The sequence below is a fragment of the Micromonospora sp. CNZ280 genome, from assembly GCF_011759515.1.
This window is the reverse complement of sequence record NZ_JAAOYP010000001.1, coordinates 2,408,927-2,426,366: the sequence shown is the minus strand read 5'-3', so window position 1 is coordinate 2,426,366 and position 17,440 is coordinate 2,408,927. Positions and strand designations below refer to the sequence as shown.

Sequence of the window (17,440 nt, the reverse complement as noted above, 5' to 3'; positions counted from 1 at the left end):
GAGCAGCCCGCCGAGCGACGGCGCCGGGGGCGGCCCGTGGGCGAGCGTTGCCGGCGGTGGTCACGGCCGCGGACCCGGCGTGCCCGGTTCGACGGCGGCGACCGCCGTGCCGACCACGGTGATCCTGGGCAGCCGCGCGCCGAGGGCGCGGACCGGGGCCCGGACCGTCGCGCGTACCCGCCCGCCGTCGAGCGCCACCGACACCTCGGCACCCGGCGGAGCGGCGTGGCGGCCGGCGGCCGTTCCGTCGTCGCCCCGGGAGGCGGCGAGTGCCGCCTCCCGGGCCGCGTCCAGGCAGCCCGCCTTCGTGCTGACCGCGTTGACGGCGGTCAGTCCGGCGAGCAGGAGCAGGACCAGCGCCGGCAGGCCGGCCGCCAGTTCGGCGGTGAAGGACCCCCGGTCGTGGCCGGCCCGCCGGCGCCGGGTCACTTGAGCGCCCGGTCGATGACGGCGGTCAGCGCCGACTGCACGTTGCCCGAGGTGAGCACCTTCAGCAGGATGCCGGCGAAGGCGACCGCGGCGAGCGTGCCGACGGCGTACTCGGCGGTGTTCATTCCGGCGTCCCCGCGCAGGCGGGCGAAGAGTTTGCGCACGTGCTGGTCCTTTCTCTAGGGATCTCAGAGCACGTCGCCGAGGACGGCGACGATCACCGGCACCAGGCCGGCGAGAATGAAGGCCGGCAGGAAGCAGAGCCCGAGGGGCAGCACGACGAGCACCCCGGCCCGGCGGACCGACGCCTCCGCCGCGGTGGCCCGGTCGGCCCGCAGGTCGTCGGCCAGCCGCGTGAGCGCCCCGGCCAGCGCGGCTCCGCTGTGTGACGAGCGCATCGCCGCCGCGGTCAGCCGCTCCGCGCCCGGCACCGGCCCGAGCTGGGACCACGCCTCCTCGGGAGCACCACCGAGCAGCAGCGTGCGACCGACCCGGCCCAGCCGCTGCGCGAGGGGACCGTCGAGCGCCTCGGCCACCGCCAGCACCGACCGGTCGACCGGCGCGCCCGCCCGCATCGCGGCGGCCAGCAGGTCGGCGGCGAGGGGCAGGTCGGCGGCCTCCCGCAGCCGGCGCTTCCGTACGGCGGGCGGCTCGATCCGGCGCAACACCCGGTCGAGCAGGATCGCCGTGGGCGGTGCCGCGAGCAGCCCCGGCCAGCCGCCGATGACCACGGCGACCGCCACGCCGCCCAGCCCCGCCGCGAGCCGGAGCGCATCCGGCCGCCGGCCCGCCCCACGCGCACCTTCGCCGTCGTCCGCGCTGGCGGGCAGGTCGGCGGCCGGCCGCCCCGGACCGGGCGGAGCGGAGTTCAGCTCGCGCAGCCGGTGCCGTGGCCGGCGCCCGGCCCCGGCCGTCGCGGCGAGCAGGGCCGCTGCGGTCAGGCAGCCCGCCGCCAGGACCGTCCGGGACATCACCCGGCCCGCCCCGGCATCCCGCCGAGCCGCTCGGTCCAGAGCAGCCCGGTGATCTGGAGCACGATCGCGGCGACGGCGCAGGCGCCGCCGATCGGGGTGTGCAGCAGCACGGCGACCGGGTCCACGCCGATGCCGTAGCCGAGGCCGACGCCGCCGAGCGGCAACGCGGCCAGCAGCCACGCGGTCGCCCGCGCCCCGGCCGCCTGCGCCGTCGCCGCGGCCAGGCCACGGTCGGTCGAGCGGGCGTCGGCCTCGATCCGCTCCACCAGTTCGGCCAGCGGCGCGCCCGTCCGGTCCGCGAGCCGTACGGCGGCGAGCGCCAGCCGCAGCAGGCGGTCCGGCTCACCCGGCTGCACACCGGACCGGGAACGCCGCCGGCCCGGCCCGTCCCGCCGCCACTCGACCTCCGCCGGCTCGCCCACCGGCACGCAGGAGCCCGGATCGCCCGGCACGTCGACGATCGATGCCAACTCCGACCCGTTGACCGGCCGGGCCGGTGCACTCGGGACCGGCCGGGACGGAACCGGCTCACTACCGCCGCTCGCCGGCCGGAGCGGGCCTCCGGCGCCTGGGCCGACGCGGTTTCGCGCCAGCTGCCCTGACTCAGCGGCGGGCCCGCCGGCGAGTGGAAGGGCCGACGCGACGGGGAGCACCTCGCCCGCCGGTGCCGAAGCCGGGCCGCCACCCGCGCCGGTGCGCGCCCGGAGCGGAGTGTCGGCGGTCTGACCGGCGGCGGTCAGTCCCAGGCGGTCGGCCGCCACCAGCACGGGCAGCCCCGCGCGCAGGTCGGCGGCGAGGCCGCAGAGCTGGTCCAGGCGCTCGCGACGGAGCCGGTCCGCCCGCCGCGCCGCCTGCCGCCGGACCAGGGCGCGGGCGCCCAGCCACCCGTATCCGGCCAGGGCCACCCCCGCCACCGGACCGCCGAGCAGCACGCCCGAGCCGGCACCAGCCAGTCCCGCCAGCAGCAGGGTGCGTCTCGGGGCGGCGACGACCACCGCTTCGACCCGACGCCATCCGGCACCGGCCTGCCGGGACGGGTTGGTGGAGGCTTCCGGCCGCCGTTGCACCGGGGCTGTCGCGGTCGGCGGCCCGACCGGCCCGGCCGGCCGGCGGGGATCCCGGCGACCGGGCGGCCGCGGCGAGCCGATCGGACGCCCGGCCACCGACGTGGGACCGGCGGCCGGTGGGGACGGCGCCGCGAGCGCGCCGGCCGGGCGGGCCAGCGCCGTACGGCGGGCCACGTGCCGGGCAGGCAATGCCGGCAGCTCACGGCGCACCGGAGTGCCGCCGTCGATCCCGCCGGTCGGGCCACGCAGCTCCGCCACCCAGTCCAGCAACGGATCGTCCGGCCCCGCCGTGGTCGGGCGATCCGCGGTGACCAGGGCGCGGCGGCCGAGCCGGGAACGCCGTAGCAGCCCGGCGAGTGGCACGGCGCCCGCGCCCAGCAGCGCCACCAGCGTCCAGTAGCCGGCGCTCATGCCGGTCCCGCCGATCCGGGCCAGGGCTCGCAGAGGATCGGCGGCAGCGCGACGCCGCGCTCCCGCAGCAGCGCCCCGAGCGGCCGGGCGGCCAGGCCGAGCCCGCGTCCGCGTACCCAGGCCGGGACCGCGGTGACCAGCCGTTCCGGGCCCTCGGGAAGCAGCAGGCAGATCGACTCCAGCACCCGCCGGCCGGAGTTGCGCCGGACCTGCAGCACCACCTGGAGGGCGGCAGCCACCTGGGCGTGCAGCGCGGCGCGGGGCAGCCCGCCGAGCAGGCCGAGCGCCTCCAGCCGGGCCGGTACGTCCGACGGCGCGTTGGCGTGCAGCGTCCCGGCTCCGCCGTCGTGGCCGGTGTTCAGGGCGGCGAGCAGGTCCACCACCTCCCCGCCCCGGCACTCGCCGACCACCAGCCGGTCCGGTCGCATCCGCAGCGCCTGCCGGACCAGATCGGTCAGCCCCACCGCGCCCGAGCCCTCCACGTTGGCCGTGCGGGCCTGGAGCCCCACCACGTGCGGGTGCACCGGGTGCAACTCGGCGGCGTCCTCGACCAGCACGATCCGCTCGGTCGCGGGCACCAGACCGAGCAGCGTGTTCAGCAGGGTGGTTTTCCCCGATCCGGTGCCCCCGGTGACCAGGTACGCCAGCCGGGCCTCGACGACGGCGGCGAGCACCGGCGCCACCGGCCGTGGCACGGTGCCCTGGCGCACCAGTTCGTCGAGGGTGAACGGTCGCTGCCGGAAGGTTCGCAGCGACAGGTACGGCCCGTCGGTCGCCACCGGTGGCAACACCGCGTGCAGCCGCGTGCCGTCGGCGAGCCGGGCGTCCGCGTACGGGGAGCCGTCGTCCAGCCGCCGGCCGGCACCGGCGGTGAGCCGCTGGGCGAGCCGGCGTACGTCGTCGACCGAGCCGACCGGTACCGCGACCTGGTGCAGGCCCTGCCCCCGGTCGACCCAGACCCGGGTGCCGTTGACCAGCACGTCGGTCACCTCCGGATCGGCCAGCAGCGGCGCGAGCGGACCGGCGCCGACCAGGTCGTCGCGCACCCGGTCGGCCATCCGCAGCACCGCGTTGTCGCCGAGGACGGCGGCACCCGGCTCGGCCCGTACCGCGGAGACGATCGCCGCCGGGGTGATCGGGGCGGCCGTGGCCGCGATCCGTTGCCGGACCCGGGCGGCGAGGCTGTCGCCGTCGGCCGGCCCGCTCACGCCGCACCCGGCACGGGCACGCCGGCCACGTCGGCGACGATCCGTTGGCAGAGCGCGGCCAGCGGTCCACGGCCGCTGGCCGCCGGCGCCTCGCCCCGTTCGAGGCCTCGGCAGAGTCCCGGCTCAGGACGCAGCGTGCCGGCCAGCGGCAAGCCGAGCGCCCGGGCCACCTCGGCCGCCCGGAGCCGGCCCGGCGCCGGACCGCGGACGATGACCGACAGGTCGGTGCAGTGCGCGGCGGCGGCGGACACCACGCGGGCCGCGGCCGCGGTGGCCCGCAGTTCGGCGGGCACGACGACGAACACCTGGTCGGCCGCCTGGAGCGCGGTGACCGCCGCGTCGTCCAGGTGGCGGGGGAGGTCGACGACCACGAAGTCGCGGCCACGCCGGGCGGCGTCCACGGTGGCCGCCATCGCCGACACGGGGATGGTCAGCAGATCTCCCCGGTCCCAGGAGAGCACCACCAGGTCGCCCCGGCTGGGCAGCGACCGCACCAGTGCCGGGGCGTCGACCCGGCCGTCCGCGTCGGTGAGCGCCGGCCAACGCAGTCCCTCCAACTGCTCCCAACCGAGGACCAGGTCGAGCCCGCCGCCGAGCGGATCGGCGTCCACCAGCAGGGTGCGCAGCCGGGCCCGGGCGGCGGTGACCGCCAACCCGCCGGCGAGGATGCTCGCGCCGGCGCCGCCGCGCCCGCCCAGCACCGCGATGACCCGCACCTCGCCGTTGCCGGCCCGATCGGGGCCGCACTCGGCGAACCGATCGACCAGCCACGGCTCGGCGGCGGGCAGGGTGGCGACGTGCTCGGCGCCGATCAGCTCGGCGACCTGCCAACCGGGGTCGAGCTCGCCGGACCGGCCCACCAGGACCAGCCGGGGCCGCTGCGGCAGCCGTGCCCGCAGGCAGGGCTGCGCCTGGTCGCAGCCGACCAGCACCAGCGGCGCGGGGAGCCAGCGGGTCCGGGCGGCGGCCGGGTCGGCGGCGAGTTCCACCTCGACGTCGCCCGCCGCGGCGAGCCGGAGCAGGTCGTCGAGGAGTTCACCGTCCGAGGTGACGACCAGCGGCAGGCGCCGCTGCGCTGAGACGGAGGTACGGGGTGGCATCGCGGCCTCCAACGGTCGGCTGGGGTTGCTGACCGGAGACTCTGCTGCCGATCCGCTCCCCTCCGCCGGCCCCTCGCGGCCGCCTGTGGACAACGCGACGCCCTGTGGACAACGCCCGCCGACGCGGTGGATCTGCTATGCGTGGCGGCAGGTCCGGCTCGCCGTCAGCCGGCTGCGGCCGTCGGGCTCGCCCAACGACAAGCGCATCACGGTCCGCATGGATGTCGAGGCGACGATGCGAGGGCTGCGCACGCCTCGAGGGCAGGCTCGCCGCCGGCGAGAGCCGCCCGTGCGGGGCCGTGCTCGCTCTGGCCGAGCGGGCGGAGATTGCGCCTGACGAGCTCAGCGGCAGGGCGGCTGACCGCCCTGCCGTCGTCAGCTGCGACTATCGCGTCGCCTTGGAGATGGACCACGTTTGGCAGGTCACCGGAGAACCCGTTACGGAGAGCACGTATCCCAGCCCATGCACGACCGTTGCGTCACCGACGAACAGGCTGAGGTTGAGGGTGACGGTCTCGGGCAAAGCCGCGCCGTCAATGGTTACGGTCGTCGGGCCGGTTCCATCGCCCCCTTGCATGTGGACGAGGTCGCTGGGCATCCGCCTGGCGTCGCTGGTCGCCCGCGGCTGGGGGGTCGGCTCGGCGCCACGGTCGGAACGGGGCGTTGGTGCGAGTCCCGATTCGCACCACTCGTTTACCCGGATCACCGCCGGGATGCCCGCGTCGGCCAGAGCCTTCTCCAGCGCCTTCGGGTCCGCAGCCGCCTCCTTGAAGGTGACCGTCACTCTGCCGTCGGCCGCGCTGGTCAGCGTGAAGGAGACGTGCTCCATACGCTGACCGGGCTGCGGGGTGGACACCCCTGTCTCCGCGACATTGTCGTCCCGGTGCCCGCCGAGGTCCGTCGTAGGCAGGACCAGCGCGACACCGAGGCCCACCGCCAGGCCCATCCCGGTCAGGCCCGTCAGCCTTCGGTTACGCCGGTATGCGTGCCCTCGGGCCTCGATCGCCTCCAGCGGACGGTCCATGTGCACCGGCGCGAAACCTTCCCGCACCGATTCAAGAATCTCGTCGTTCATCTGGACATCTCCGGTACGTCGACGGAAAGCTGCTCGCGCAACTGCGCGACAGCGCGGAACAGGTGCACGGACACGGTGTTCGCGGAGATCCCCAGCACCCGGGCCGTCTGTTGGGCGTCCAGGTCCAGGAACACCCGCAGCGCCAGCACCTCCCGCTGCCGGCGAGACAGGCGGCGTACCGCATCCAGCAGGTTCGCGTCGATGCCACCGTCGGCGGGCCACGTCCACGGGCCGTCGTCGTGCGCGGCCAGCGGCACCTCGCGCCGGCGCTTGCGCCACCAGGACACTCGCGTGTTGAGCGCGGTCCGGACCACCCAAGCCGCCGGCGCCGGGTGTCGCGAGACCTCCCTCCAGCGCGTGAAGGCCCTGGCAAAAGCCTCGGCCACCAGGTCCTCGGCGAGTTGGGTGTCCCCGCCGACTACCGCGAGCACCGCACGCAGGCAGTCGTCCCTACTGGTTCGGTAAAACTCGGCGAACTCCATCTGGCCCTGTTCCACGCCTCATCCACGTCTGACGGGCGCGCCGCATTTACCCATCATGGTTCCGACCCCAGGAAGTCGTCGGGTACGACCGAGGGATGAGCATCCAGCAGGTCTTCGACCCAGGCAGCGATGCCGGGGTGCGGTTGCCCGCCGGTCACCGCCTGAAGCTGGGCCGACGCGTGCAGGCGGGCGAGCTCGACGACGTCGCGGGCTCGCCCCGCCCTGATCACGTAACGGTCGCTCGCTCTTGTCATACCCATGTCTCAGCGGCAGCGCCTGACCGTCCGGCCAGGACTTTTTCCATGCGGGTTCACCATCGGCGATCGGCCTACGTCGACGCCGGTCAGCCACGCTAAACCTCAAATGGTTGTATCGTCCAACCATTTGGTTGTACGGTCGAACCATGCAGCACGGCGAGGTGGACGCAGCCCAGGAAGCCCTGATGCGGTTCGTCCGCAACTTCGGCCTCCACCAGCCCGACCGCACCCCGTGCGGGCAGCCTCTGCCGGTCTCCGAGGCCCACGCCATGGTGGAAATCGCCCGAGGCGGGCAGCTCCGTCAGGTGGAGCTGGCCCGCCGGCTGCGGCTGGAGAAAAGCACCGTCAGCCGCCTCGTCACCAACCTCGTCAGCCGCGGCTGGGTACACCGCGAGGCCGCCGACGGCGACGGCCGCGGCGTCCTGCTCGTGCTCACCGACGCCGGCGCGACCGCAGCCGCTCGGCAGGCCGACGCCCGCCGGGACCGGCTCACCGCCCTACTCGATCGCATCCCCGACAACGAGCGCGCCGCCGTGGTACGCGCACTCCAAACCCTTGCGGAGGCCACTGTTGACCCGTCTTGACCGCGCAAAGGCCCGTCAAGCCCTGCTTCTGGTGGCCGCCACCACAGCCGCCGCGCTGAGCAGCGGCTGCGTCGACGACACACCGCCGTCAATGCCGACGCCGACACCGGCGAGCTCGAGCCGACAGGCCGAGGTCGCGCAGCGGGGTGCGTCCGTCATGCCCTTCGACCTGGACCGCACCACGCATCAGTTCACCAAGACCGCCACCGGCGGCGTGCAAACCGTCGTCGCCGATGACCCGCAGGACGCCACTCAGATCACCCTCATCCGGCAGCACCTGACGGAGGAGGTGGAACGCTTCCGCCGCGGCGACTTCACTGACCCCGGCCGCATCCACGGCAACGAGATGCCCGGCCTCGAAGCGCTGCGCGGGCACGGCGGGCGAATCACCATCGACTACGTGACCAGCCCCGCCGGGGCACGTGTCACCTACACCACCAGCGACACCGACCTCCGCGACGCCCTGCACCACTGGTTCGACGCCCAGGTCAGCGATCACGGCCAGCACGCCACCCGCTGAGCACCAGTCCGGCGCGGCCACGCGGAGCTGGGGCTCGGGTCGGCTGAGACGCTGCGTAAGTGGGTCTGCCAAGCCGAGGTCGACGCCGGGCAGCGTTCCGGGGTGACCAGCGAGGAGACATTGGATGCCCGCTCAGATCGAGCGAACCATGCCGGGCAACGAAGATGGGCGCTCGATGGCGGCCAAGCGCTCGGGTACTCGCACGCCTTCGGACGGCCCCGAGGACCGGCGGCGGAAGTGCCTTCGAAGCCCGGGCGTGGAGTCCGCCGGGTGGGAGCGGCCAGCGGGTACCGGCTCAGCTCAGCCGAAAGCCGGCCGTTGCCCCGGGCGTGAGCGACACGAGGCGCTCTGCGATGCCGGCCTCAGTGAACGCCGCCGCGACAGCGGCCGGCCCCTCGCCGAAGTGGTCCCACCCTTCGTGATGAACCACCACCACCGGGCAGTCACCGAGCCGCCTCGCCACCACGACCAGGTCCGCCGCGGTGAACGACAACCCCGCGTCGCCGAATGCCGACAGGTGGGCCGCTCCGCCGTGCAGGACGGCCAGGCCGACCGGGACCTCCGGGACGTTGTCGACCTCCACGGTGTCGCCCGAGACGTAGATCGACTCTTGGACGCCGTCCGGCTGGACCTGGAAGCCCGTCACGGGACCCAGCACGGACGACAGCCGGGGCGGCCCGTGCTGGGCCGAGACGCCGGTCACCGTGACGCTTCCGCCGGCTCCCCGCACCGCAGAACGCTCGCCCGGCGACAGCCCGACGGCCGCACCACCCAGCCGGGCGGCCGCCGCGTGCGTGGTGAGCACCATCGGCACCGTTCGCAGGAACTCGCGGCCGGTGCCGTCCAGGTTGTCCGGATGCTGATCATGGCTGAGCAGCACCGCGTCGACGCGCCCCAACGCCTCCGCGGCGAGTGCCGGACCCGCCAGCTTTCCCAACCTCACCGGTCCCAGCGAGTAGCTCGATCCGGCCGGGTCGAACGTCGGATCGGTGAGCAGGCGCGCCCCGCCCACCTCGATCAGCACCGTCGGTCCCCCGATCGACGTCACCTGCACCATGCTGTCCATGTCGCCGGCTCCTCTCCTTGGCCGCGGTCGGGCCGCCGGCATACTCGCCCACCGGCGTCGGTTTCTTTCAAGTAACCGGAGGAGTCGAGATGCACTGGACGTCGCCGGACCTCGTCGCCGGCGCGTGCCCGCTGTCGAGGACGCTCGACATCGTCGGCGGGAAATGGAACGCCATGATCATTCGAGCGCTGCTCGGCGGACCACGGCGGTTCTCGCAGATCCGTGCGGCAGTCGGCCCGATCAGTGCGAAGACGCTCGCCGAGCGGCTGCGAACGCTCCGGGACTACGACATCGTCGACAGGACCACCGCTGGCGAACACGTCAGCTACGCGCTGACGCAGCGAGGACAGTCGCTGCGGCCCGTGCTGCTGGAACTGTGGCGGTGGGGACTCGCCGACCAGGAGAGCTGGAGCGAAGGCGGCGAGCAGCCGGAGCATTGATCGCCGTACCACCAACCGGGATGCCATCGACCGGCCCGGCCGGGAATACACCTTCGCCGGTGGGTCACGGGCCCGCGCAGGGCGGGCAACGACGCTCAATCGTTGTACAGACGCCCGGACGCTTATGCAGCCCGCGTCCTGGCCGCCTGCGAGAGCCCGGCCGTCCGCGTGCTGCCGCCGACCCGGGGGACGGCCTCGGACGGCAGCCCGATCAAGCAGCGGAACGGGCTGTGACCTGCGGCGGAATCTGATCCGGAAAGGGACGACCCCCGTCGGGGGGAGACGGGGGTCGTCGTGAGGTTCGGCTCCGGGGGGGTCGAGCCGAACCCACTCAGCGGTCACGGGGGGTGCAACCGCCGAGGGTCTGGGCGTTGTCCGAGATATGAGTTCTCGTTGTGCCGACAAGTCTGCCTGAGCAGACCTGCTCACGTCGAGTGGTGTCGCCTCCACTCCCTGCGAAATCCTGTTCGCAGAGTGTGACCGCCGTCACGATGCGCGGAGGTGGTGGGGCCGGCCCGTGGGTCTGAGGGGGCATCGGAACCCCGGGCACCCGCCGACCATAGACCATCGGGCTAGACTTTCGCGCCGTGGGCCGAAGCGCCGCTTTTTTCGATCTGGACAAGACCGTCATCGCCAAGTCGAGTGCCCTGGCGTTCGGACGGCCGTTCTACCGGGACGGCCTGATCACCCGGCGTGACGTGGTCAAGTCGGCGTACGCGCAGCTGATGTTCCGGCTGGGCGGCACCGACGAGCAGACCATGGCTCGGACCAGGGACTACCTCGCCACGCTCTGCAAGGGCTGGCCGGTGGAGCAGGTCCGCCAGATCGTCGCGGAGACACTGCACGAGCTGATCAACCCATACGTCTACGCCGAGGCCGCCGCCCTCATCGAGGAGCACCAGGCGGCCGGCCGGGACGTCGTGCTGGTCTCCGCCTCCGGCGAGGAGATGGTCCGGCCGATCGGCGCGCTGCTCGGGGTCACCGACGTGATCGCCACCCGGATGGGCGTGGTGGACGGCCGCTACAGCGGCGAGGTGGAGTTCTACGCCGCCGGGCCGAGCAAGGTCGACGCGGTCAGCGAGCTGGCCACCGCGCGCGGCTACGACCTCGCCGACTCGTACGCCTACTCCGACTCGTACAGCGACCGTCCGCTGCTGGAGTGCGTGGGCCACCCGACGGCGGTCAACCCGGACCGGCAGCTGCGCAAGCTGGCGACGGAGAACTCCTGGCCGGTGCTGGAGTTCCGGCACCCGATCCCGCTGGGCCGGCGGCTGCGCGAGCGTCCCGCCGTGCCGGTCGCCGCGGCGGCGCTCGGCGTCGGCGTCGGGGTGGCCATCGGCATCGCCTGGTACGGCCGGCACCGCCGCACCCGCACCGCCCCCGCCGCCTGACCGAGACGCCCGCAGCACGGCGGCGGGGCGGAGGAGGCCGCCCAGGCGGCGACGGCCCGCTCAGGCGGCGGCGAGGATCTCGTCGCCGATGGCGGTGAGCTGGTCCGCGCCGACCTCGACGGCCGTCATGTAGTGCCGCAGCCAGGAGCGCAGCCCGTCCGGGGTGCCGGTGGCGAAGGCGCCGGCCGAGCCGACGTACTCGGGCTCGCGCTGCTGGTGGCCGACGTCGACGGCGAGCAGGCCGCGCGGGTCGAGGCCGCTGGAGAGCAGCACCAGCCGGGCGGCTCCCCGGGCGACCAGCCCGGAGGGTCCGGCGAACGGGCGCAGGTTCAGCAGTTCGCCGTGCACGACGGCGGCCAGCACCAGCGGGGAGACCTTGGTGCCGCCGGCGGCCAGCGCGGCCAGGCCGTCCAGCCGGGTGGCAACCACCGGGTCGGTCACCGGGCGCCCCAGCTCGGCCTCGGCCACCACGTCCCGGGCGGCGAGCACGTGCAGCTTGGCCAGCGCCTGCCGGGGCGCCTTCGGCCACAACTCGCTCAGCCCGGGCAGCGCCCCGGCCACCCGCAGCGCCCCCTGCAGCACCGGCTCGGTGACCGTGCCGGCCCGGACGGCCTCCCGGTCGTGGGCGTACCCCTCGAGGGCCGCGCTGGCCACCGCGGAGCGGAGGCTGACCTCGGCCGCGACCTGGCCGCCGTGCCGGCGCAGCGCGCGGTGCCGCAGCGCCTGGTCGAAGCGCTCGCGGGCCCGCTCGACGGCGGCGGCGATGTCGGCGAGCTCCAGCAGCGGGGCGAGCGGGTCGGTGGTCACCCCGTCACGCTAGCGACCCGGCCGCCCGTCGCGGGCCGCACCCGACCCGAACGCGATCCCGACCACCACCGGCGGGCGCCCGCCCGGCGAATCGGCGTCCACGCACGCCGCCCCGGTCCGGGTCGTTCCCCGGTCGCGGCGGCCCGGCGGCACACCCTTCCGCGCGATCGGCGGATGTCCGGCGGACCGACGCCGGAGCGCGTACCCCGGGCCGGGGCGCGTCGCGTGCCGCCCGGCGCGCGTCGCGGGCCGCTCGGCGCGATCCGGCCGATGACCGGTCGCCGCCGCCCGGGGGCGCCGACTAACCTCTCCTGCAACGAGACGCAGGTCACCCGAGCGACGAGGGAGCACGGCATGAGCGAGGCATTGGCCAATCTGCTGAACGAGACGCGCCAGTTCCCGCCGCCGGCCGAACTCGCCGCCGACGCCAACGTCAAGGCGGACGCGTACGCCGAGGCGGAGGCCGACCGGCTGGCCTTCTGGGAGCGGCAGGCCGGGCGGCTGACCTGGGCGAAGCAGTGGGACCAGGTGCTGGACTGGTCGAACCCGCCGTTCGCGAAGTGGTTCGTCGGCGGCCAGCTCAACGTGGCGTACAACTGTCTGGACCGGCACGTCGAGGCGGGCCGGGGCGACAAGGTCGCCATCCACTGGGAGGGCGAGCCGGGCGACACCCGGACCATCACGTACGCCGAACTGCACCGGCTCACCTGCCAGGCGGCGAACGCGCTGACCGATCTCGGCGTCACGGCCGGCGACCGGGTGGCGATCTACCTGCCGATGATCCCGGAGGCGGCGGTCGCGATGCTGGCCTGCGCCCGGATCGGCGCCACGCACAGCGTGGTCTTCGGCGGCTTCTCGGCCGACGCGCTGACCAACCGGATCCAGGACGCCACCGCCAAGGTGGTGATCACGGCCGACGGCGGCTTCCGGCGGGGCAAGCCGTCGGCGCTGAAGCCGACCGTGGACGACGCGGTGGCCAAGTGCCCGTCGGTGGAGCACGTGCTGGTGGTGCGCCGCACCGGTGAGGACGTGGCCTGGTCCGAGAAGGACCACTGGTGGCACGAGACGGTGGAGACGGCCTCGCCGGAGCACGCCGCCCAGCCGTTCGACGCCGAGCACCCGCTGTTCATCCTCTACACCAGCGGCACCACGGCCCGCCCGAAGGGCATCCTGCACACCACCGGCGGCTACCTGACCCAGACGTCGTACACCACCCACGCGGTGTTCGACCTGAAGCCGGAGACCGACGTCTACTGGTGCACCGCCGACATCGGCTGGGTCACCGGCCACTCCTACATCGTCTACGGTCCGCTCTCCAACGGCGCCACCCAGGTGATGTACGAGGGCACCCCGGACACCCCGCACAAGGGCCGGTTCTGGGAGATCATCGACAAATACCAGGTGACCATCCTCTACACCGCGCCGACGCTGATCCGCACGATGATGAAGTGGGGCGAGGACATCCCCGCCGGCTTCGACCTGTCGTCGCTGCGGCTGCTCGGCAGCGTCGGCGAGCCGATCAACCCGGAGGCGTGGATCTGGTACCGGCAGCACGTCGGCCGGGGCGAGCTGCCCATCGTGGACACCTGGTGGCAGACCGAGACCGGGGCCATCATGATCTCCCCGCTGCCCGGCGTCACCGCCGCGAAGCCGGGCAGCGCCATGACTCCGCTGCCGGGCATCGTCGCCGACGTGGTGGACGACCAGGGCCAGGCGGTGCCCAACGGCGGCGGCGGCTACCTGGTGCTGCGCGAGCCGTGGCCGTCCATGCTGCGCACCATCTGGGGCGACGACGACCGGTTCATCGAGACGTACTGGTCGCGGTTCGACGGCATGTACTTCGCCGGGGACGGGGCGAAGAAGGACGACGACGGGCACATCTGGCTGCTCGGCCGGGTGGACGACGTGATGCTGGTGTCCGGCCACAACATTTCCACCACCGAGGTGGAGTCGGCGCTGGTCTCGCACCCGTCGGTGGCCGAGGCGGCGGTGGTCGGCGCGACCGACCCGACCACCGGGCAGGCGATCGTCGCCTTCGCCATCCCCCGCGGCAGCATCGACACCTCCGGCGACGCGGGCGAGCAACTCATCGCCGACCTGCGCAACCACGTGGCGAAGACGCTCGGCCCGATCGCCAAGCCGCGGCAGATCATGCTGGTGCCCGAGCTGCCGAAGACCCGCTCCGGGAAGATCATGCGCCGGCTGCTCCGGGACGTCGCGGAGCACCGGTCGCTGGGCGACGTCACCACCCTCCAGGATTCCTCGGTGATGGAGCTGATCGCCTCCGGCATGGGCGCCGGCAAGTCCGACGAGGACTGAGCACAGGCGTACGCCAACCGAGGGTGGCGGTCCGGACGGACCGCCACCCTCGGTCATTTCTTACGGGTACGAACCGGACCGTCCTACCAGCGTCACATCGGTCGGTCGGTGGAGCGCGGAGAAGCTGAACGGACACAGGCGACGGCCGCCCCCTGTCGTTCGGAACCGTTCTGATTTAGGTTCACGCACGTCGGACGGTTTCGATGAACATCACTGTCAGTGAGGCCGGCCGACTCCCTCCTCCCATGCCCGAGAAATGGAGCGGCATGAACAGAAGATCGCAAGTCGGGCCGCGCCGACGCCTACTCGTCGCGCTGCCCGCCATCGCCCTCGCGGCCACGTCACTGACCGTGACGGGCAGCGCGGCAGCCGAGACGTCCGCCGCACCGAAGGCGGTGATCGGGGCGGACGAGTTCTACATCAACTATGCCGAGCCGGAGGTGCAGCCGGACACCGCCGGCCGCGAGGTCAAGGGCAAGGAAGGCATCTACACCTCACCGGCCGACGAGGCGCGGGCGTTCGACCGCAAGTACGCTCGGGGCAACCCGGTAGCGGCCCGGGAACTGGCCCGGCTGGAGGCCAAGTCGATCAAGTCCGGGAAGAGCCCCCGCAAGATCAAGCAGGCGCCGAGCACCCAGACGGCGAAGCTGCTGACCCTGCTGGTGGAGTTCAACGACCAGGCCAACGACGACTTCACCGACGTCATGGTCCCGCGGACCGTGTTCGAGGACCGGACCTGCGTCCCGGGCACCGTGCAGAACGGCCCGAAGCACAACAACATCCCGAACCCGGCGACCCTGCCGCACAAGGACAACAACTCGTTCTGGGTGCCGGACTTCTCGCCGGAGCACTTCGACAAGATGCTCTACACCAAGACGGGCATCACCGAGCGGGTCCGCAAGGACCTGACGGGCCCGGACGGCAAGCCGGGTATCGACCTGCGCGGTCGCACCATGCACAACATGTACCTGGAGATGTCCAAGGGCGCGTACACGGTGGACGGGCAGGCCAGCCCGTGGATCACCGTGCCGCACTCGGAGGGCTGGTACGCGGCGTCGCGCTGCTTCCAGGACGAGGATGGCACCTGGGTCGCCGGGCGGCAGCAGGCGATGAACGGCCATCCGGACAACCCGCGAGGCGCGGGCCGACTGGCCACCGACGCGATCGACACTCTCGCGGCGATGGACCCGGACTTCCCCTGGGCCGACTACGACATCGAGGACCAGGGCGACCGCGACGGTGACGGCAACGTCTTCGAGCCGGACGGCGTGATCGACCACCTGGTGCTGGTGCACGCCGGCCAGGGCAAGTCGCGCGGCGGCGGCGCCGAGGGAATCTACGCGGTCTGGGCGCACTCCTCCTCGATCGCGGGCGGCTACACCATTCCCGGCACCAACCTGCAGGTGTCGAACTACATCGTGCAGCCGGAGGACGCCGGGGTCGGCGTCTTCGCCCACGAGTACGGCCACGACCTGGGCCTGCCGGACCTCTACGACACCAGCGGCAACGCCGACTCGGACGTGGACTTCTGGGACCTGATGGCCTCGGGCTCGCACTCCGGCGAGGTCTTCCAGGCGCTGCCCACGCACATGGGTCTGTGGGACAAGTGGGTGCTCGGCTGGGCGGACCCGCTCACCCTGGCCCCCGGCACCGACCCGCGCAGCGTCAAGCTCGGGCAGACCTCGCGCACCCCGGTCGGCACCCAGGACGGCATCAAGATCGACCTGCCGGACAAGGTGATCACGCTGGCCACGCCGCACAGCGGCGCGAACATGTGGTACTCCGGCGCGGACCAGGACTGGGCGGACGTCAAGATCGCCCGTCAGGTGGCGGTGCCGGCGGCAACCGACGCGAAGTTCTGGATGTGGAACAACTACGTCATCGAGCAGGACTGGGACTACGGCTTCGTCGAGATCTCGACCGACGGCGGCGCCACCTGGGCCGAGCAGAAGGTCTACGACTCGACCGGCAAGCTCGTCACCACCGACGACGACTACGCCGACCCGAACGGAAACATGGCCGAGTACGGCGGTAAGAAGTACGGCCTCACCGGTGACAGCCACGGCTGGCGGCACGACTATGTCGACCTGTCGGCGTATGCCGGACAGACGGTGCAGTTGCGGCTGCGCCAGGCGACCGACGCGGCCTTCCTGGAGCGGGGCTGGTTCGCCGACGACTTCTCGGTGACCGGCGGTGGCGCCACCACCTGGAGCGACGACGTCGAGAGCGGCACCAACGGCTGGACCGCGACCGGCGGCACCTTCGTCGACACCAACGGCCCGGGCTGGCGGATCGACAGCGGCACCTCGGTGCAGGCGCACTACTACCTGGCCGAGTGGCGCAACTTCGACGGCTTCGACAAGGGCCTGAAGTACACCTACGACACGGTCTACTCGCGCGACGCGTGGAAGGTCGACCGGGTCTCGTACAACGCGCCGGGCATGCTGGTCTGGTACCGGGACACCGCGCTGGGCGACGTCAACCACGTCACCGCGCAGATGACCGCGCTGCCCAGCTACGGAGCCAAGGGCGGCCTGCTGATCGTCGACTCGCACTTCGACCCGTTCCGGCGGACGGGCGAGGCGGCGGTCAAGGACCCGTCGGTGCTGGACAACCTGCCCAGCCGTCCGCAGTCGGCGAACGCGGCGTTCTCGCTGAAGCCGACGTACCCGTTCAAGGAGTGCCTGGAGGCGGCGGACGAGCCGTACAGCGAGTACTGCACCACGTTCGGGTCGCAGCCGGCGGTGAAGGGCTTCACCGACGCCAAGGGCTGGTACCCGGGCATCGAGATCCGCGACGGTGCGGCGTACGCCCGGGACAGCGACGCCTCGGTGGTGCTGCCCTCGCGGGACAGCGCGCAGTACACCACCCGGGTGACCCACCCGGACGGCACGCCGGCGCCGGAGTACTACGGCCAGACCCTGGGCGGTGGCGTCATCGTCCTGGGCACCGGCAACCCCGGTGACCTGGGCGTGAACTACGGCGTCTCGATCGTCATCAAGAAGGCCGCGAAGGACAACTCGTACGCCATCGTGTACGTCACGCCGGCGGGGAGCTGACCCGAACGGTCCCGGCGACGGGGCATCAGGGGGCCCGCCCGGAGCGCATGCTCCGGGCGGGCCCCCGCTCGTCCGGGCCGGTGGCCTGGCCGTTCTCCCCCGGTCCGGCCGTTGCGGCACCGCCGGTTGTGACACTTTGCCGGCTGGCGGCGCTCTCCTCATGGGACTTTATAACCACCGTCACTCTGGGTGATCGTGGCCAAACCGTAACGTGAACGCCGGCTATCCTGGCGCGCGCTTTGGCCCGCATT

The 17,440-nt window shown here is 73.2% G+C and carries 15 protein-coding genes and 2 pseudogenes; 6 read left to right on the top strand and 11 right to left on the bottom strand.

Going from position 1 to position 17,440, the window contains the following annotated elements:
* Window positions 1-60: 60 nt before the first annotated feature.
* The 9 genes and pseudogenes from FHX32_RS11530 to FHX32_RS34995 form a co-directional block, all read right to left on the bottom strand.
* Window positions 61-429 (bottom strand): TadE family type IV pilus minor pilin, encoded by a 369-nt coding sequence (locus FHX32_RS11530; RefSeq protein ID WP_167180904.1) that lies wholly within the window; start codon window positions 427-429, stop codon window positions 61-63.
* Window positions 426-593 (bottom strand): DUF4244 domain-containing protein, encoded by a 168-nt coding sequence (locus FHX32_RS11525; RefSeq protein WP_088997060.1) that lies wholly within the window; start codon window positions 591-593, stop codon window positions 426-428. Before FHX32_RS11525 ends, FHX32_RS11530 begins: the two co-directional genes overlap by 4 nt.
* A gap of 24 nt (window positions 594-617) precedes the next feature.
* Entirely contained in the window at window positions 618-1,400 is a 783-nt protein-coding gene (locus FHX32_RS11520; RefSeq protein ID WP_167180902.1) for a type II secretion system F family protein, read from the bottom strand.
* Window positions 1,400-1,717: pseudogene (locus tag FHX32_RS11515) on the bottom strand (hypothetical protein); the annotation flags it as partial. The pseudogene FHX32_RS11515 and the gene FHX32_RS11520, both read right to left, overlap by 1 nt.
* Before the next feature lie 1,160 nt (window positions 1,718-2,877).
* Window positions 2,878-4,089 (bottom strand): TadA family conjugal transfer-associated ATPase, encoded by a 1,212-nt coding sequence (locus FHX32_RS11510; protein ID WP_167180901.1) that lies wholly within the window; start codon window positions 4,087-4,089, stop codon window positions 2,878-2,880.
* Complete coding sequence (gene ssd / locus FHX32_RS11505; RefSeq protein ID WP_167180899.1) at window positions 4,086-5,189, bottom strand: septum site-determining protein Ssd; 1,104 nt, start codon at window positions 5,187-5,189, stop codon at window positions 4,086-4,088. Before ssd ends, FHX32_RS11510 begins: the two co-directional genes overlap by 4 nt.
* A gap of 385 nt (window positions 5,190-5,574) precedes the next feature.
* Window positions 5,575-6,264: a hypothetical protein gene (locus FHX32_RS11500; protein ID WP_167180897.1), complete on the bottom strand. Its 690-nt coding sequence runs from the start codon at window positions 6,262-6,264 to the stop codon at window positions 5,575-5,577.
* Window positions 6,261-6,761 (bottom strand): sigma-70 family RNA polymerase sigma factor, encoded by a 501-nt coding sequence (locus tag FHX32_RS11495; protein WP_486481002.1) that lies wholly within the window; start codon window positions 6,759-6,761, stop codon window positions 6,261-6,263. The genes FHX32_RS11500 and FHX32_RS11495 overlap by 4 nt, the downstream gene beginning before the upstream one ends.
* A 53-nt stretch (window positions 6,762-6,814) precedes the next feature.
* Window positions 6,815-7,000: pseudogene (locus tag FHX32_RS34995) on the bottom strand (GNAT family N-acetyltransferase); the annotation flags it as partial.
* 149 nt (window positions 7,001-7,149) lie between these two features.
* Here FHX32_RS34995 and FHX32_RS11490 point away from each other — a divergent pair.
* Window positions 7,150-7,587, top strand: coding sequence for a MarR family transcriptional regulator (locus FHX32_RS11490; protein WP_167180896.1), 438 nt, complete (start codon window positions 7,150-7,152; stop codon window positions 7,585-7,587).
* Window positions 7,574-8,107 (top strand): hypothetical protein, encoded by a 534-nt coding sequence (locus FHX32_RS11485; protein WP_208418047.1) that lies wholly within the window; start codon window positions 7,574-7,576, stop codon window positions 8,105-8,107. The genes FHX32_RS11490 and FHX32_RS11485 overlap by 14 nt, the downstream gene beginning before the upstream one ends.
* A 295-nt stretch (window positions 8,108-8,402) precedes the next feature.
* On the opposite strand, the gene FHX32_RS11480 is transcribed toward FHX32_RS11485, so the two are convergent.
* Window positions 8,403-9,131, bottom strand: coding sequence for an MBL fold metallo-hydrolase (locus FHX32_RS11480; RefSeq protein ID WP_208418046.1), 729 nt, complete (start codon window positions 9,129-9,131; stop codon window positions 8,403-8,405).
* Window positions 9,132-9,262: 131 nt separating this feature from the next.
* On the opposite strand from FHX32_RS11480, the gene FHX32_RS11475 reads away from it, so the two are divergent.
* A complete protein-coding gene (locus FHX32_RS11475) occupies window positions 9,263-9,613 on the top strand; it encodes a winged helix-turn-helix transcriptional regulator (RefSeq protein WP_167180892.1) in 351 nt (116 codons plus the stop codon).
* Window positions 9,614-10,200: 587 nt separating this feature from the next.
* Window positions 10,201-11,004 carry an HAD family hydrolase gene (locus FHX32_RS11470; RefSeq protein WP_167180890.1) on the top strand — a complete coding sequence of 268 codons (804 nt, stop codon included), beginning with the start codon at window positions 10,201-10,203 and terminating at the stop codon, window positions 11,002-11,004.
* A 60-nt stretch (window positions 11,005-11,064) separates the two neighbouring features.
* Here FHX32_RS11470 and FHX32_RS11465 read toward each other — a convergent pair whose 3' ends face one another.
* Window positions 11,065-11,811: an oxidoreductase gene (locus tag FHX32_RS11465; RefSeq protein WP_167180888.1), complete on the bottom strand. Its 747-nt coding sequence runs from the start codon at window positions 11,809-11,811 to the stop codon at window positions 11,065-11,067.
* A 354-nt stretch (window positions 11,812-12,165) separates the two neighbouring features.
* Here FHX32_RS11465 and acs point away from each other — a divergent pair, with 354 nt between their 5' ends.
* Both acs and FHX32_RS11455 read left to right on the top strand, forming a co-directional pair.
* Window positions 12,166-14,130, top strand: a complete 1,965-nt coding sequence (gene acs, locus FHX32_RS11460) for an acetate--CoA ligase (protein WP_167180886.1) — start codon at window positions 12,166-12,168, stop codon at window positions 14,128-14,130.
* A gap of 266 nt (window positions 14,131-14,396) precedes the next feature.
* Window positions 14,397-17,189, top strand: a complete 2,793-nt coding sequence (locus tag FHX32_RS11455) for an immune inhibitor A domain-containing protein (RefSeq protein WP_167180884.1) — start codon at window positions 14,397-14,399, stop codon at window positions 17,187-17,189.
* The last annotated feature ends 251 nt before the right edge of the window (window positions 17,190-17,440 follow it).

Excerpts from the sequence above, each read along its gene's own strand:
- FHX32_RS11475 (WP_167180892.1), top strand. The coding sequence starts at position 9,263 with ATGCACTGGACGTCGCCGGACCTCGTCGCCGGCGCGTGCCCGCTGTCG.
- FHX32_RS11455 (WP_167180884.1), top strand. The coding sequence starts at position 14,397 with ATGAACAGAAGATCGCAAGTCGGGCCGCGCCGACGCCTACTCGTCGCG.
- FHX32_RS11490 (WP_167180896.1), top strand. The coding sequence starts at position 7,150 with ATGCAGCACGGCGAGGTGGACGCAGCCCAGGAAGCCCTGATGCGGTTC.
- ssd (WP_167180899.1), bottom strand. The coding sequence starts at position 5,189 with ATGCCACCCCGTACCTCCGTCTCAGCGCAGCGGCGCCTGCCGCTGGTC.
- FHX32_RS11520 (WP_167180902.1), bottom strand. The coding sequence starts at position 1,400 with ATGTCCCGGACGGTCCTGGCGGCGGGCTGCCTGACCGCAGCGGCCCTG.
- FHX32_RS11500 (WP_167180897.1), bottom strand. The coding sequence starts at position 6,264 with ATGAACGACGAGATTCTTGAATCGGTGCGGGAAGGTTTCGCGCCGGTG.
- acs (WP_167180886.1), top strand. The coding sequence starts at position 12,166 with ATGAGCGAGGCATTGGCCAATCTGCTGAACGAGACGCGCCAGTTCCCG.